The 16,569-nt window shown below is 60.1% G+C and carries 5 protein-coding genes; 2 read left to right on the top strand and 3 right to left on the bottom strand.

Translation table 11 applies throughout. The features are described 5' to 3' along the window. The first annotated feature begins 293 nt into the window (after positions 1–293). Entirely contained in the window at positions 294–893 is a 600-nt protein-coding gene (locus tag E1573_RS25980; RefSeq protein ID WP_133217397.1) for a tRNA-uridine aminocarboxypropyltransferase, read from the top strand. A 104-nt stretch (positions 894–997) separates the two neighbouring features. Here the strand turns inward: E1573_RS25980 and E1573_RS25975 are convergent, their stop codons facing one another. From E1573_RS25975 to E1573_RS25965, 3 genes are read right to left on the bottom strand one after another with little or no spacing between them, the layout of a single operon-like run. Beyond that, complete coding sequence (locus E1573_RS25975) at positions 998–2,353, bottom strand: HlyD family type I secretion periplasmic adaptor subunit (RefSeq protein WP_133217396.1); 1,356 nt, start codon at positions 2,351–2,353, stop codon at positions 998–1,000. A gap of 11 nt (positions 2,354–2,364) precedes the next feature. Further along, complete coding sequence (locus E1573_RS25970; RefSeq protein WP_133217395.1) at positions 2,365–4,521, bottom strand: type I secretion system permease/ATPase; 2,157 nt, start codon at positions 4,519–4,521, stop codon at positions 2,365–2,367. A 29-nt stretch (positions 4,522–4,550) separates the two neighbouring features. Further along, positions 4,551–5,924, bottom strand: a complete 1,374-nt coding sequence (locus tag E1573_RS25965; RefSeq protein WP_133217394.1) for a TolC family outer membrane protein — start codon at positions 5,922–5,924, stop codon at positions 4,551–4,553. Positions 5,925–6,440: 516 nt separating this feature from the next. On the opposite strand from E1573_RS25965, the gene E1573_RS25960 reads away from it, so the two are divergent. After that, positions 6,441–16,541 carry a retention module-containing protein gene (locus tag E1573_RS25960; RefSeq protein WP_133217393.1) on the top strand — a complete coding sequence of 3,367 codons (10,101 nt, stop codon included), beginning with the start codon at positions 6,441–6,443 and terminating at the stop codon, positions 16,539–16,541. Positions 16,542–16,569 lie beyond the last annotated feature (28 nt).

Here is a 16,569-nt window from a genome sequence, read left to right as displayed (position 1 = left end):
TTGCTTGTTGCTTGTTGCTTGTTGCTTTTTCGTGCGCGATGGATCAAGCGCTTCGGGCCATGGATGGCCAGTTAGCGGGTCCTCGCGGGAGCAATGCCGGAGGGAAGGAACCCGGAGCGAGCGGTTTTGCTGACTTTTTCCAAGAGGAAAGTCAGCCGCCGTAAGGGCGGAAGGGGCCAGCAAGGCCAGCACATCCAATGGATAAGCCCACAGCACCCAATGCCCCCCGCAAATCCGTGATGAACCTTTTTTCGGGTTTGCTGTGGCACACTTCGCCTGCCCAGGAGAACCCGATGTCCAGAATCCAGTGCGAGCGCTGCCTGCGCCCACAATCCCATTGCCTTTGTTCCTTGATCCCGTCGCTCGACAGCCGCACCCGCGTGCTGGTGTTGCAGCACCCCAGTGAAGTTCGCCATGCCCTTAACACCGCAAAGCTGGCGGCGTTGGGTTTGCGCAATTGCGAGCTACGGGTCGGTGAAGTGTTCGAGGATCTGGCCGCGCTGATCGAGGTGCCGGGGTATCGCAGCGCTTTGCTGTTTCCGGGGGAGGGCGCGCAGCCGTTGACGGGCTACAGCAGCGCTGCCGATGAGCGTCCGTGGTTGCTGGTGGTGCCAGATGGTACGTGGCGCAAAGCGAGTAAGTTGCTACATGTAAACCCGTTGCTGGCCAGCTTGCCACGGGTGACCCTGGCCGAAGTGCTGCCTTCGCGCTATCGCTTGCGCAAAGCACCGGCTGATGGGGCGCTATCGACCCTGGAGGCGGTGGTGCAGGCGCTGAATGTGCTGGAGGCGCCGGTGTGTTTCGATGCGCTGCTCAAGCCGTTCGAGGCCTTGATCGAGGGGCAGATTGCGGCCATGGGGAGTGAGACTTTCGAGCGTAATCACCAGCGCTGACGGCTGGTGGGAGCGGGCTTGCTGTGGGAGCGGGCTTGCCCCGCGATGGCGATTTATCAACCAACATCGCATCGCGGGGCAAGCCCGCTCCTACAGGCGATAGATCACCGCTCCCGCATCGCTTCAGTCCGCGCTTTGAGCACTGGTTTGAGCAGGTAATCCAGCACGCTCTTGTGCCCGGTGATGATGTCCACGGTGGCAGTCATGCCGGGGATGATCAGCAGGGGTTTGTTGTCTCCGCCAAGGTGGTTTTTGTCAGTGCGCACCTGGATCAAATAAAACGAGTTGCCCTTGTCGTCGGTCACGGTGTCGGCGCTGATCAACTCCAGCTTGGCTTTCAGTCCGCCGTAGATGGTGTAGTCGTAGGCGCTGAATTTAACCATTGCCGCCTGCCCCGGATGCAGGAACGCCACGTCTTGTGGGCGCACCTTGGCTTCGATCAGCAGGTTGTCTTCCAGCGGTACGATCTCCAGCAGGTCGCTGCCCGGCTGAACCACGCCACCAATAGTGTTGACCTTCATCAGCTTGATGATGCCATGCACTGGCGAGACCACTGTCGTACGCGAAACACGGTCGTCGATGGCAATGCTGGAGGCGGTGATTTTCGACAGGTCGGTACGTTTCTCGTTGAGCTCTTTGGCCGCTTCCGAGCGGAACCCCGCGTCTGTCTCTTCAATCTTGCTTTTGATTTCTGCAATCGCCGCTTCGGCACGGGGAATGGCCAGGGTGGTGGCGTTGAGCGAGCCGCGGGCCTCGACGGTGCTGCGCTTGAGGCGCAAGATCTCCACGGGTGAAATCGCCCCAGTGCCTACAAGCGGGGTCGACATGTTCAGCTCTTCTTGCAGCAGGCCCAAGGCCGAGCGGTACTGTTCGGCCTTGGAGCGGAACTCGGCCAGCTCCTGGGTTTTCTGCCGCAGTTGTTCATTGAGCGTCTGCTTTTCGCTGGTCAGGCGCCGCTGCCGGGATTGATACAGCGACAGCTCGTCTTCAGCCACTTGCGGGGCTTTGCTGCGAACTTCTTCGGACACCTCGAAGGGCCGACCATCTGCCTCGGCTGACAGACGCTCGACCTGAGCCGTGAGCGCATAGCGATCCGCCTCGCTCTCGCCTTTGTTGGATTGAAAGCGGGTGTCGTCCAGGCGCAGCAAGGTATCGCCTTTGTTCACGACTTGCCCTTCGCGAACAAAAATTTCGGTGACGATGCCGCCTTCCAGGTTCTGGATCACCTGCACCTTGCTGGAAGGGATGGCCTTGCCTTCGCCCATGGTCACTTCGTCGAGCACGGCAAACCAGGCCCACGCCAGCGCGACCAGCAACAAGGCCGCCGCCAGCCACACAGTAACGCGAGACAGGCGGGGCGAATCCTGCAGCGTGGCGCCGGCCAGATCCGGCATGTAATCGTGTTCAGCGGTTTTGCCGAAACTCTGGAAGTAACTGCGCAGGCCTTGGCTGATGGACATGACTTGACCCCTTAAATGGCTGACCCGACCCGACCTTTGCGCAGTGCATCGATAACCGCTTCCTTCGGCCCGTCGGCCACCACCTTGCCGTTGTCCAGCACCAGCAGGCGATCGACCAGGCTGAGCATCGATGTACGGTGCGTTACCAGCAGCAGCGTCTTGCCTTGCACCCAGCCATGCAGGCGTTGGCGCAATTGGTCTTCGCTGGCGTTATCCATGTGGCTGGTGGGTTCGTCGAGGATCATGATTGGCGGCTCCAGCAGCATCGCCCGGGCCAGCAGTACGGCTTGGCGCTGGCCGCCGGAGAGCAACTGACCGCGTTCGCCTACCGGGCGGTCGAAACCTTGTGGGTGCTGGCGTGCCAGCTCACTGACGCCGGTCAGCTCTGCCACTTCCAGCATGCGTGCATCGCTGACATAGCGGGCGCCAAGGGTGAGGTTGTCGCGCAGGCTGCCGGCCAACAACGGCAAGTCGTGGGCGACATAGCCAATCTGATTGCGCAGGTCGGCAATGTCGAGTTGGCGCAGGTCGAGGTTGTCGAGGAGGATCTGCCCTTCATCCGGTTCGTAAAAGCCCATCAATAGGCGTGACAGGGTGCTTTTACCCGAACCGCTACGGCCGATGATGCCGATGCGTTCACCGGGTTTGACGCTGAAGCTCACGGCATTGAGCGCCGCGGCATTCTGCCCGGCATAGCGGAAGGTGACATGGCTGACTTCCAGGGCGCCGTGCAGTTGCGTGCGTTCCAGCGGTTGCTGGCCGGCCTGACGCTCTTGCGGCAAGGCCATCAGCGCGTCCGTGCTGCGCATGGTCAGCTGTGCCTGCTGGTAGCGGGTGATCAACCCGGCAATCTGCCCCAGCGGTGCCAGCACCCGGCTGCCGAGCATGTAGCTGGCGACCAGCGCACCGACGCTGAGGTTGCCGGCGATGATGCTGTAAACCCCGGCGACAATGGTGGCCATGCCGCAGAATTGCTGGATGAACAACGTGCCGTTGGTGGCCAGCGCCGACAGGTTGCGGGCATGGGCGTCAAGGCGGGTCATGGCGCCGTGGGTACTTTCCCACTGATACTGGCGTTCGCTCTCGGCACTGCAGGCTTTCAGGGTTTCCAGGCCGCCGAGGGTTTCGATCAACAGCGCCTGACGCACTGCGCCCAGGGCCAGGCTTTTTTGCACGGTATCGCGTAGGCGCACCTGGATCATCAAGGCAAAGATGATGGTGACTGGGAAGGCAATCAGCGGAATGACCACCAGCCAACCGCCGAGCAGGCCAATCACCAGCAGCATCAGGACGACGAACGGCAGGTCGATGACGCTGGTCAGGGTCACGGCGGTCAGAAACTCGCGCAAGCCCTGAAAGTCATGGATGCTTTGCGCGAAGCCGCCGACGGTGGCCGGGCGGGCTTTCATCGACATGCCGGTGATGCGTTCGAACAACGTCGCAGAGAGGATCAGGTCGGTTTTCTTCCCGGCCTGATCCAGCAAATGGGCGCGGACCACGCGCAAAATCAACTCGAACAAGGTGCCGATCAACAGGCCGACTACCAAAACCCATAGGGTTGAGATGGCCTGGTTGGGCACCACCCGGTCGTAGGTTTGCATGACAAACAGCGGCACCATGAGGCCGAGCAGGTTGATCAGCAAGCTGGCCAGTACCGCATCGCTATACAGCCAGCGGGACAGCTTCAGGGTGTCGCGAAACCAGGCGTTGACCCGTGGCATCAACGGCGAGCGCAGGTCTTCGAGTTCATGCCGGGGGCGGGCGAACAACGCCTCACCGCTGTAGGCCTCGGCCAACTCTTCCCGGCTGACCCATTGCTCGCCGCCTTCGGCCTCGCTCGGCAGGATCAACGCTCTGCCGTCTTCGCCCCAACGGCGTAATACGGCGCATTTACCTTCCTTGAGCAGCAGCAGTACCGGCAAGTTCAACGCTGAAATCGCGCCTAATTCCCGGCGCAATACCCGCGCCTGTAAACCGGCGCGGGCTGCGGCCCGGGGCAGCAGGTCGAGGCTCAGGCGCTGATGGGCCAGGGGAAGCCCGGCGCTCAGGCCTGTGCGGCTGACCGTGCAACCGTGCAGCTTGCAGAGAATCAGCAATCCATCGAGTAACGGGTCATCGAAACTCAGGCGCGGATCCGCCGCCGAGCTCGCAGGTTGCATGCTGGTCATAATGGCCTACTCCTGCAGCGAGTCGGGGGTTAGCGCATGTCGGGCAAACGTGCCTCGCTTTTCACTTCGCTCTGGGCAATCGCCTCGGGCGGCAGTGAAATCCGTTGCTTGTTAAGCAACTCACCCATGTTGGCCAATACCCGATACATCGAGAATTCCTCGGTGTAGCGCACCTCGGTGTAGCGGCGGTTGGCGTTGTACAACTCGTTCTCACTGTCGAGCAGGTCGAGCAGGGTGCGTTGGCCGAGGCCGAACTGATCCTGATAGGCCGCACGTACACGGGTGCTGGTGTCGGCGTATTCGCGGGCGGTCGGCGTTTGCTTGCGGGCGTTGGTCATGGCGTTCCACGACAGCGCCAGGTCTTCGTTGAGGGTGCGCAAGGCGTTGTTGCGGATGTCCATGGCCTGGTTGATTTTGTGCGCATCCGACTGCAGGCGGGCCTTGTCGCTGCCGCCGCGGAACAGGTTGTAGCTGAGCTCGACACCGGCTTGCCAGTCGTTATTGTCGTGGCCGACCTGGCCGGCCGTGTTGTTATTGGCACCGGTGGCCAACACCGCATCCAGGCGCGGGTAGAACGGCGACTTGGCCACCTCGTACTGCTGCTCGGCGGCGTTAACGTCAGCCTGGGCCGACTTCAGGTAGGGGTTGTGCTCAAGCATGTCCTGACGGGCATCAAGCAGGCTGGCAGGCATTTCCCCTTTGATGGTGACTGGGGTTTCCAGTTCGTCGGGGTAACGCCCGATGACACTGAAGAAATTCGCTTCGGCATCGGCCAGGTCGACTTCGGCGGTGTACAGGTTGTTTTCCGCCAGTGCACGACGCGCAGTGGACTGGTCAAGGTCAGCGTTGCTGCCGACACCGCGCTCGCTGCGCAAGCCGATCTGGTCGTTGACACGTAGGTGAGCCTGCAGGTTGTTGGTCGCCAGGGTGACTAGCTCGCGACGTTTGAGCACATCCAGGTAAACCTCGATAGCGCGCAGGGCGACGCTCTGTGCGGTTGCCTGGGTGTAATAGGCGCGGGAGTTGACCACCGCTTCGGTACGGCTGACCTCGTTGGAGGTGTTGAAACCGTCGAACAGCATCTGCCGCAGGCGCAGGTCAGACTGGGTGTAGTTCAGGGTTTCCTTGTTGTGATTGCTGGTGCCATCGGGATTGGTGAAGCGAGTGTTGGTGTTGTCTGATTTCTGCCGACCGTAACCGGCCACCAGGTCGACACGAGGGTACCAGCCGCCTTTGGCAAACTTGACGTCCTCGTCTGCAGACAAGCGGCTGTTTCGGCTGGCGTTGATTTCCGGATGTTGGTCCACGGCGCTTTGAACAGCTTCCGTAAGTGACATCGCCTGAGCATTGGCACATGCCATGGCCAATAGGATTGCGCCGGTGATGGGGGTCAAAACGCGCATGGGGTACTACTCCCTGATTTCTAGTTTTGGTGTTGCTGGCGTCATAAAATTGACGAAATTCTTAGTGCAAACCGTTTCAGGCTTGTAACACCAAAGCTAAGAACATTTATAAGGCGAGCTAAGAAGAATTTTTCATAAGGCTTATGCGAAAAAAAACTTATGCGGTCTAAGGAATCCAAGACATTGTTCATATCAGGCGCCCAGCAATTCTGCGCGAGGGTGCGTTTTTTCAGGCGTCAATCAAAAATCAGAAAATTTTGCGGTAAAGGGCACGGATGTAGCGGAGGGGATGGAGGAAGGTCAGTCGTTGGCGACAAAATTTTGGCAGATGCCAAATAGCCAGATTGATTTCCACGTTCAGTGAGCGACTGTTTGGCGAAGGTGTTGATTTCATTGACATCCACCTCGCCTGCAGCGCTTTCCGGGTGTTGGCCCCGTGCAGGTGCAGTGGGCTGACCACGCGAGATTCAACGCGCTTTTCTGCGAAAAACCGTCCCGCAGCGGAGGAGAGCGCTCATGGCCAAGTTAATCGGTGTTGTCAGCAAAGTAGTCGGTGAGGTCTTTGCGGTTGCCAATGACGGAACGCGTCGGCAACTGAGCGAAGGTGACCGGCTGTTTGCCGGCGAGCAGCTGGAGACGGGCGCGGCCGGAGCCGTTGCCGTCCATCTGCAAAATGGCGCCGAATTGACCTTGGGCCGGGACAGCAGCCTGGAACTTTCGCCACAGCTGTTGGCCAATCAAGCGCCGCAGGTGGACACACCTGAAGCCCAGACGCCCAGTCAGGCTCAACTGACCGATGTGGAAAAACTCCAGCAAGCCATTGCTGCCGGTGCTGACCCGAGTCAGGAGGCCGACCCGACGGCTGCCGGTCCTGGTAGCGGCGGATCATCGGGAGCGTTGGGCGGCGGTCACTCTTTTGTGATGCTCAGTGAAGTGGCCGGCCGGGTCGATCCGACCATCGGCTTCCCGACGGCAGGCTTTAACGGTTTTGCCGAATTGGCGGATCGGGAGTTCGGTCTGGTTACCGATAACGACGACATTCCGCCGGTGGTTCCCGACGTGGACAATCCCGTCACCCTCGATGGCCTGGAGGTCGCGGGCGGTGGCTTGACCTTCAACGAAGCCAACCTGGCCCAAGGTTCGGCCAGTGACGCTACGGCGTTGACCCAGACGGGTAGCTTTACCGTGGTGGCGCCGGATGGGGTGTTCAATCTCAATATCGGTGGCATCAACGTGGTCACCGCCGGTGCGGTGACCGGGGTGGGGCAGTCCATTGTCACCGGGCTGGGTAACGTACTGACCATCACAGGTTACAACCCGGCCACCGGCGTGGTCAGCTACAGCTACACCCTGACCGGTGCTGAGACGCATCCGGGCGGCAACGGTAGCCTGGGCGAGAGCATTAGTGTTTCGGTCAGTGATACCGATGGCGATGTGGCCAGTGGTTCGTTGAATATAACCGTGATCGACGATGCACCGCGGGCTGTGGATGACAGCAACCCGGTGAGCGCTACTGAAAACCAGCTGACCCTCACTGGCAACGTGTTGAGCAACGATGTGCAAGGCGCTGACCGGATCGCGAGCGGGCCAATTACCCCGCAAACCATCCAGGGCACTTACGGCACCCTGGTATTAGCTGCCGACGGCTCATACACCTACACGCTCAATACCAACGATCCGGACTTCATCAACCTGCACGGTGGTGGCAGTGGCGTTGAATCCTTCACCTACACCCTCAAGGACGCCGATGGTGATACCAGCACCGCGACCTTGAAGCTCAACGTCAGCAACCTCAACGACCCGGTTACCCTCAACGGTCTGAACCTTGAAGGCGGTGCTCTGACCGTCTTCGAGAAAAATCTCAGCGACGGCAGCAACCCGGATAACGCTGCCTTGACACAGAGCGGTAGCTTCACCGTGACCGCCCCGGATGGCCTGCAAACCCTGACCATCGGCGGCATCACCGTGGTGTCGAGCGGCAGCACGGTTGGCTTCCCGCAGTCGGCTGTTACGCCACAAGGCAACACCCTGACCATTACCGGCTACAACGCCAGCACCGGGGTGGTGACCTACACCTACACACTGCTGGTCACTGAAGCGCATGCCGCAGGCAATGGCATCAGCAATTCAAGTGAGAGCTTCACCGTGGTGGCCACCGACACCGATGGCAGCAGTGCCAGTGGTTCGATCAATGTAAACATCGTTGACGATAAGCCTACAGCGGTTAACGACAGCAACCTTGTGACCGCTACAGAGAACCAACTGACCCTCACTGGCAACGTGCTGAGCAATGATGTGCAAGGCGCCGACCGCATCACCAGCGGGCCAATTACCCCGCAAACCATCCAGGGCACCTACGGCACCTTGGTATTGGCTGCCGACGGTTCCTACACCTACACCCTGAACAGCAACGATCCGGACTTCATCAACCTGCATGGTGGCGGCAACGGCGTCGAAACCTTCACCTACACCCTCAAGGACGCCGATGGCGATACCAGCACCGCGACCTTGCAGCTCAACGTCAGCAACCTCAACGACCCGGTCACCCTCAACGGCCTGAATGTCGAGGGTGGTGAGGTAACGGTTTTCGAGAAAAATCTCAGCGACGGCAGCAGCCCGAACAACGGCGCCCTGACCCAGGGCGGCAGCTTCACCGTGACCGCCCCGGATGGCCTGCAAACCCTGACCGTTGGTGGCATCACCGTGGTGTCGAACGGCAGTGCAGTGGGCTTCCCGCAGTCGACCGTTACACCACAAGGCAATACCCTGACCATCACCGGCTACAACGCCAGCACTGGCGTGGTGACTTACACCTACACCTTGCTGGATAACGAAGCCCATGCCTCGGGCAATGGCGCCAATAACCTGAGTGAAAGTTTCACCGTAGTGGCCACTGATACCGATGGCAGCAGCGCCAGCGGCTCGATTGACGTGAACATCGTCGACGATATGCCGGCGGCGCTGGACGACACCAATGCCAGCACTGCAACTGAGGCGCAACTGACCCTGACCGGTAATGTGCTGACCAATGACGTGCAAGGCGCCGACCGCATCACCAGCGGGCCGATCACGCCACAAACCATCCAGGGCACCTACGGCACCTTGGTATTGGCTGCCGACGGTACCTACACCTACACCCTGAACAGCAACGATCCGGACTTCATCAACCTGCACGGTGGCGGTAACGGCGTCGAAACCTTCACCTACACCCTCAAGGACGCCGATGGCGATACCAGCACCGCGACCTTGCAGCTCAACGTCAGCAACCTCAACGACCCGGTCACCCTCAACGGCCTGAATGTCGAGGGTGGTGAGGTAACGGTTTTCGAGAAAAATCTCAGCGACGGCAGCAGCCCGAATAACGGCGCCCTGACCCAGGGCGGCAGCTTCACCGTGACCGCCCCGGATGGCCTGCAAACCCTGACCGTTGGTGGCATCACCGTGGTGTCGAACGGCAGTGCAGTGGGCTTCCCGCAGTCAACCGTTACACCACAAGGCAATACCCTGACCATCACCGGCTACAACGCCAGCACTGGCGTGGTGACTTACACCTACACCTTGCTGGATAACGAAGCCCATGCCTCGGGCAATGGCGCCAATAACCTGAGTGAAAGCTTCACCGTAGTGGCGACTGATACCGATGGCAGCAGCGCCAGCGGCTCGATTGACGTGAACATCGTCGACGATACGCCGGCGGCGCTGGACGACACCAATGCCAGCACTGCAACTGAGGCGCAACTGACCCTGACCGGTAATGTGCTGACCAATGACGTGCAAGGCGCCGACCGCATCACCAGCGGGCCGATCACGCCACAAACCATCCAGGGCACCTACGGCACTTTGGTATTGGCTGCCGACGGTTCCTACACCTACACCCTGAACAGCAACGATCCGGACTTCATCAACCTGCACGGTGGCGGTAACGGCGTCGAAACCTTCACCTACACCCTCAAGGACGCCGATGGCGATACCAGCACCGCGACCTTGCAGCTCAACGTCAGCAACCTCAACGACCCGGTCACCCTCAACGGCCTGAATGTCGAGGGTGGTGAGGTAACGGTTTTCGAGAAAAATCTCAGTGACGGCAGCAGCCCGAACAACGGCGCCCTGACCCAAGGCGGCAGCTTCACCGTGACTGCGCCGGATGGCCTGCAAACCCTGACCGTTGGTGGCATCACTGTGGTGTCGAACGGCAGTGCAGTGGGCTTCCCGCAGTCGACCGTTACACCACAAGGCAATACCCTGACCATCACCGGCTACAACGCCAGCACTGGCGTGGTGACTTACACCTACACCTTGCTGGATAACGAAGCCCATGCCTCGGGCAATGGCGCCAATAACCTGAGTGAAAGCTTCACCGTAGTGGCCACTGATACCGATGGCAGCAGCGCCAGCGGTTCGATTGATGTGAACATCGTCGATGACATGCCCAAGGCCATCGATGACGTCAACCCTGTGACGGCCACCGAGAACCAGACAGTCTTGACCGGTAACGTGCTGACCAACGACATCCAGGGCGCCGACCGCATCACCAGCGGCCCGATCACCCCGCAAACCATCCAGGGCACCTATGGCACCCTAGTGCTGGCCGCTGACGGTACCTACACCTACACCCTGAACAGCAACGATCCCGACTTCATCAACTTGCACGGTGGCGGCAACGGCATCGAGGTGTTCACCTACACCCTCAAAGACGCCGATGGCGACACTAGCACCGCGAATTTGAAGCTCAACATTAGCAACCTCAACGACCCCGTAGTGATCAACGGACTGGACATCTGCGGTGGCGAGCTGACGTTCTACGAGAAGAACCTCAGCGACGGCAGCAGCCCGGACCAGTGGGCGCTGACCAAAGGCGGTACCTTCACCGTGGTGGCCCCGGATGGCCTGCAATCTCTGACCATCGGCGGCGTGACCATTGTCAGCGGTGGTGTGGCCGTAGGCCTGCCGCTCGACGCAACAACCCCATTGGGCAATACCTTTACCATCCACAGCTACGACCCCGTCACCGGCCTGGTGACCGGTACCTACACCCTGACCGACAACGAAACCCACCCGAACGCCAACGGCACCAACACCCTGGTTGAAAGCTTTGAGGTCGTAGCCGTTGATAAAGACGGTAGTTCGGCCACGGGTTCAATCGACATCAACATCGTCGATGACGTGCCCAAGGCCATCGATGACGTCAACCCTGTGACGGCCACCGAGAACCAGACGGTCCTGACCGGCAACGTGCTGACCAACGACATCCAGGGCGCTGACCGGATTACCAGCGGGCCGATCACCCCGCAAACCATCCAGGGCACCTACGGCACCCTGGTGTTGGCCGCTGACGGTACCTACACCTATACCCTGAACAGCAACGACCCGGACTTCATCAACCTGCACGGTGGCGGCAACGGCATCGAGGTGTTTACCTACACCCTCAAAGACGCCGATGGCGACACCAGCACCGCGAATTTGAAGCTCAACATCAGCAACCTCAACGACCCCGTGGTGATCAACGGGCTGGACATCTGCGGTGGCGAGCTGACGTTCTACGAGAAAAACCTCAGCGACGGCAGCAGCCCGGACCAGTGGGCGCTGACCAAAGGCGGTACCTTCACCGTGGTGGCCCCGGATGGCCTGCAATCCCTGACCATCGGCGGCGTGACCATTGTCAGCGGTGGTGTTGCTGTTGGCCTACCGCTCGACGCGACAACGCCGCTGGGCAACACCTTCACGATCCACAGCTACGACCCCGTCACCGGCCTGGTGACCGGTACATACACCCTGACCGACAACGAAACCCACCCGAACGCCAACGGCACCAACACCCTGGTTGAAAGCTTTGAGGTGGTTGCAGTCGATAAAGACGGCAGTTCGGCCACCGGTTCAATCGACATCAACATCGTCGATGACGTGCCCAAGGCGGTCGATGACGTCAACCCTGTGACGGCCACCGAGAATCAGCTGACCCTGACCGGCAACGTGCTGACCAATGACATCCAGGGCGCTGACCGCATCACCAGCGGCCCGATCACCCCGCAAACCATCCAGGGCACCTACGGCACCTTGGTGCTGGCGGCTGACGGCACGTACACCTACACCCTGAACAGCAACGATCCCGACTTCATTAACCTGCACGGTGGCGGCAACGGCATCGAGGTGTTCACCTACACCCTCAAAGACGCCGATGGCGACACCAGCACCGCGAATTTGAAGCTCAACATCAGCAACCTCAACGACCCCGTGGTGATCAACGGGCTGGACATCTGCGGTGGCGAGCTGACGTTCTACGAGAAAAACCTCAGCGACGGCAGCAGCCCGGACCAGTGGGCGCTGACCAAAGGCGGTACCTTCACCGTGGTGGCCCCGGATGGCCTGCAAACCTTGACCATCGCCGGCGTGACCATCGTCAGCGGTGGTGTGGCCGTGGGCCTGCCGCTCGACGCGACAACGCCGCTGGGCAACACCTTCACGATCCACAGCTACGACCCCGTCACCGGCCTGGTGACCGGCACCTACACCCTGACCGACAACGAAACCCACCCGAACGCCAACGGCACCAACACCCTGGTTGAAAGCTTTGAGGTGGTTGCAGTCGATAAAGATGGCAACTCGGACACCGCCTCGATCGACATCAACATCGTCGATGACGTGCCCAAGGCGGTCGATGACGTCAACCCTGTGACGGCCACCGAGAACCAGACGGTCCTGACCGGCAACGTGCTGACCAACGACATCCAGGGCGCTGACCGGATTACCAGCGGGCCGATCACCCCGCAAACCATCCAGGGCACCTATGGCACCCTGGTGCTGGCCGCTGACGGTACCTACACCTACACCCTGAACAGCAACGATCCCGACTTCATCAACCTGCACGGTGGCGGCAACGGCATCGAGGTGTTTACCTACACCCTCAAAGACGCCGATGGCGACACCAGCACCGCAAATTTGAAGCTCAACATCAGCAACCTCAACGACCCCGTGGTGATCAACGGGCTGGACATCTGCGGTGGCGAGCTGACGTTCTACGAGAAAAACCTCAGCGACGGCAGCAGCCCGGACCAGTGGGCGCTGACCAAAGGCGGTACCTTCACCGTGGTGGCCCCGGATGGCCTGCAATCCCTGACCATCGCTGGCGTGACCATCGTTAGCGGTGGTGTGGCCGTGGGCCTGCCGCTCGACGCGACAACGCCGCTGGGCAACACCTTCACCATCCACAGCTACGACCCCGTCACCGGCCTAGTGACCGGCACCTACACCCTGACCGACAACGAAACCCACCCGAACGCCAACGGTACCAACACCCTGGTTGAAAGCTTTGAGGTGGTTGCAGTCGATAAAGATGGCAACTCGGACACCGCCTCGATCGACATCAACATCGTCGATGATGTGCCCAAGGCCACGGATGACACCAACCCTGTGGCTGCCAGCGAGCATCAACTGACGCTGACTGGCAACGTCCTGACCAATGATATCCAGGGCGCCGACCGCATCAGTACTGGCCCCGGTACTGGCCCGATCACCCCACAAACCATCCAGGGCACCTACGGCACGCTGGTGCTTGCGGCTGACGGTACCTACACCTACACCTTGAACACCAGCGATCCAGACTTTATCAACTTGCACGGAGGCGGCAGCGGGGTCGAAACCTTCACCTACACCCTTAAGGACGCTGACGGTGACACCAGCAAGGCGACCCTGACGCTGAACGTCAGCAATTCGGATCACCCGGTGACGATTGACGGCCTGAACATCAATGGCGGTGAGCTGACGGTTTACGAGAAGAACCTCAGTGACGGAACCAGCCCCGATGAGTCGGCGTTGACGCGCTCTGGCAGTTTCACCGTGACGGCGCCTGATGGCCTGCAAACCTTGACCGTCGGCAGTATCACCTTGGTCAGTGGTGGTGTGGTCAGCGGCATTCCGCAGACGGGGGTTACGCCGTTGGGCAACGCGTTGACCATCACTGGCTACAACCCGAGCACCGGAGTGGTCAGCTACACCTACACCCTGAAGGACAGTGAAGGCCATGCGAATGGCAATGGCATCAACAGCCTTAATGAAGCCATCACGGTGAAGGCGACCGATACCGATGGCAGCACCAAGACGGCCACCATCGATGTGAACATTGTCGATGATGTGCCTTCGGCGGTGGGTGCTGAGCGTTCGGTGACCCCGGGGCAGGTTGATTCGAACCTGCTGCTGACTATCGACGTCTCCGGCAGCATGAACGATGGCTCCGGTGTGTCCGGGTTGAGCCGGTTGCAGCTCGCCAAGCAAGCGATCAGCGTATTGCTCGATAAGTATGACGAGATGGGCGATGTCAAAGTGCAGATCGTCACGTTCAGCTCCGGCTCATCAGTCAAAGCCAGTAGTTGGGTCTCGGTTGCTGACGCCAAGGCAATTGTCGCAGGCCTGAGTGCAGGCGGTGGTACCAACTACGATGAGGCCGTTTCGGGGGCGAAGTCAGCCTTCAATACCGCTGGCAAGCTCACGGGTGCGCAGAATATCGGCTACTTCTTCTCGGACGGTGAGCCTTCCACCTCCTCTCAAGGCATTGACGCAACGGATGAGGCGTCCTGGAAGTCATTCCTCGATAGCAACGGGATCAAGTCGTACGCCATTGGTCTGGGTAACGGGGTGAATGCCGGTAACCTTAACCCACTGGCCTATGACGGCAGCACCCATACCAATACCAACGCCAATGTCGTCACCGACCTCAACCAGCTCAACGAAGTTCTCTCGGGTACTGTGCAGGGCGCGCCGGTTACGGGCAGCCTGATGAGCGGCGGTGAGTTCGGTGCCGATGGTGGTTTCATCAAGTCGCTGCTGATTGACGGTACTACCTATACCTTCGATCCGAAGGGCAATAGCGGTGCTGGCTCTTACGCCACGAGTGGCGCAGCCGACCGTGGCACTTTCGATTCGGGTACCAACAGCATCACCGTGAAAACCGCGCTGGGTGGCAGCATCGTGGTAGACATGGACACCGGTGACTTCACCTACACCCCGCCTAAAGATGTTGGCAGCACCAAGGTCGAGCAGATCGGCTTTGTGGTCAGTGACAATGACGGCGACACCAGCAGCGCTACGCTGGTGGTCAACGTTCACACCAACACCGGCCCGGTGGCAGGTGCCGACCATGTCATCACCAATATTCTGTCGAACAGCATCAGCCTGCCAGGCGAGGCCTTGCTGGCCAACGACAGCGATGCCAACAACGATCCGCTGAGCGCTGCGCAGACCACCTTCAATACCGGTTGGGTGGCGCGAGGCGGTGATTTCACCGTCGGCAGTACGACGCCGACCGTGCTTTTCAACGGCACAAGTAGCAACAATGCCAACAATCAGTTGCTTAACGTCGCACGCGGTTCGTTCACTGGGCCAGCGGCGTCGATGACTGCGGCGGTGGTTGTCAGTGGCTTCCTGGGATCGGTCAGTAACGGTAATGCCAATGATGAGGACCTGATCACGGTCACCCTTAAACAGGGTGAGAAGCTCACCCTCAATCACGACCGCCTGGCCAATGACAACCTGTTGATGGAATGGAAGGAGGCCGGTGGTACCTATCAGGCGATAGGCTCCGGCGACGGCTTTACTGCCAGCCATGACGGGGTTTACACCATTCATCTAGCCAACCGCACCAACCTCAGTGGAGGTAGCGCCAACACGTCTGAGTACTACAAGTTGACCATGAGCATCAATTACGCAGATGCCCAGGACAGTACCCCGACGCACAATGGTAGCTACACCGTGAGCGATGGCCATGGCGGTACCAGCACGGGTGCTGTAGACATCAACTACCAGGCGGGCGATACGCTCAACGGTACCGGTAATGATGATGTGCTGGTGGCCGGTAATACGGCCACCACGCTCAACGGCGGTGACGGTAATGACGTGTTGGTTGGCGGCAGTGGCAATGACACCCTGCATGGCGGTAATGGTAATGACCTGTTGATTGGCGGCCTGGGCAACGACTTGCTTGACGGTGGTGCTGGCATCGACACGGCCAGCTATGCCAGTGCGTCGAGTGCCGTGACGGTCAATCTGAACCTGGCCGGTGGGCAAAACACCCTGGGCGCCGGGACTGATACGCTGGCTTCGATCGAGAACCTTATTGGGTCGGACTATAACGACAGCCTGACGGGTAACAGCGGTGCCAACCTGCTGATTGGTGGCAAAGGCAACGACACCCTGTTAGGTGGTGGCGGTGATGACGTGTTGATCGGTGGTCCGGGCAACAACACCCTGACGGGAGGTTCAGGTGCCGATACCTTCCTCTGGCAACAGGGCAACACTGGGCATGATGTGGTAACCGACTTTACCCCGGGCACTGATCGACTGGACCTGTCGCAATTGTTGCAGGGCGAGAACCCGACCTCGGCGTCGCTGGATGATTACCTGCACTTCAAAGTTACGGGCAGTGGTTCGGGCGTGGTCTCGACCATCGAAGTGAGCGTGGTGGCGGGAGCTGCACCAACCCAGACCATCGATCTGGCCGGGGTCAACCTGGCTCAGCACTATGGTGTGACAGCCGGAGCAGGGGGCGTGGTGGCGGCGGGGCAGGATACCGCGACCATCATCAATGGCATGCTCAATGACCATTCCTTGAAGGTGGATACGGTGTAACGGGCTTGCTATGTGAGTGGGAGCGGGC

It is taken from the genome of Pseudomonas sp. H9, from assembly GCF_004353925.1.
Lineage (GTDB): Bacteria > Pseudomonadota > Gammaproteobacteria > Pseudomonadales > Pseudomonadaceae > Aquipseudomonas.
This window is presented reverse-complemented; position numbering and strand designations above follow the sequence as displayed.

Bases quoted from the DNA above. Each gene is read 5' to 3' on its own strand.
- E1573_RS25980 (WP_133217397.1), top strand. From the start codon at position 294: ATGTCCAGAATCCAGTGCGAGCGCTGCCTGCGCCCACAATCCCATTGC.
- E1573_RS25975 (WP_133217396.1), bottom strand. From the start codon at position 2,353: ATGTCCATCAGCCAAGGCCTGCGCAGTTACTTCCAGAGTTTCGGCAAA.
- E1573_RS25970 (WP_133217395.1), bottom strand. From the start codon at position 4,521: ATGACCAGCATGCAACCTGCGAGCTCGGCGGCGGATCCGCGCCTGAGT.
- E1573_RS25965 (WP_133217394.1), bottom strand. From the start codon at position 5,924: ATGCGCGTTTTGACCCCCATCACCGGCGCAATCCTATTGGCCATGGCA.
- E1573_RS25960 (WP_133217393.1), top strand. From the start codon at position 6,441: ATGGCCAAGTTAATCGGTGTTGTCAGCAAAGTAGTCGGTGAGGTCTTT.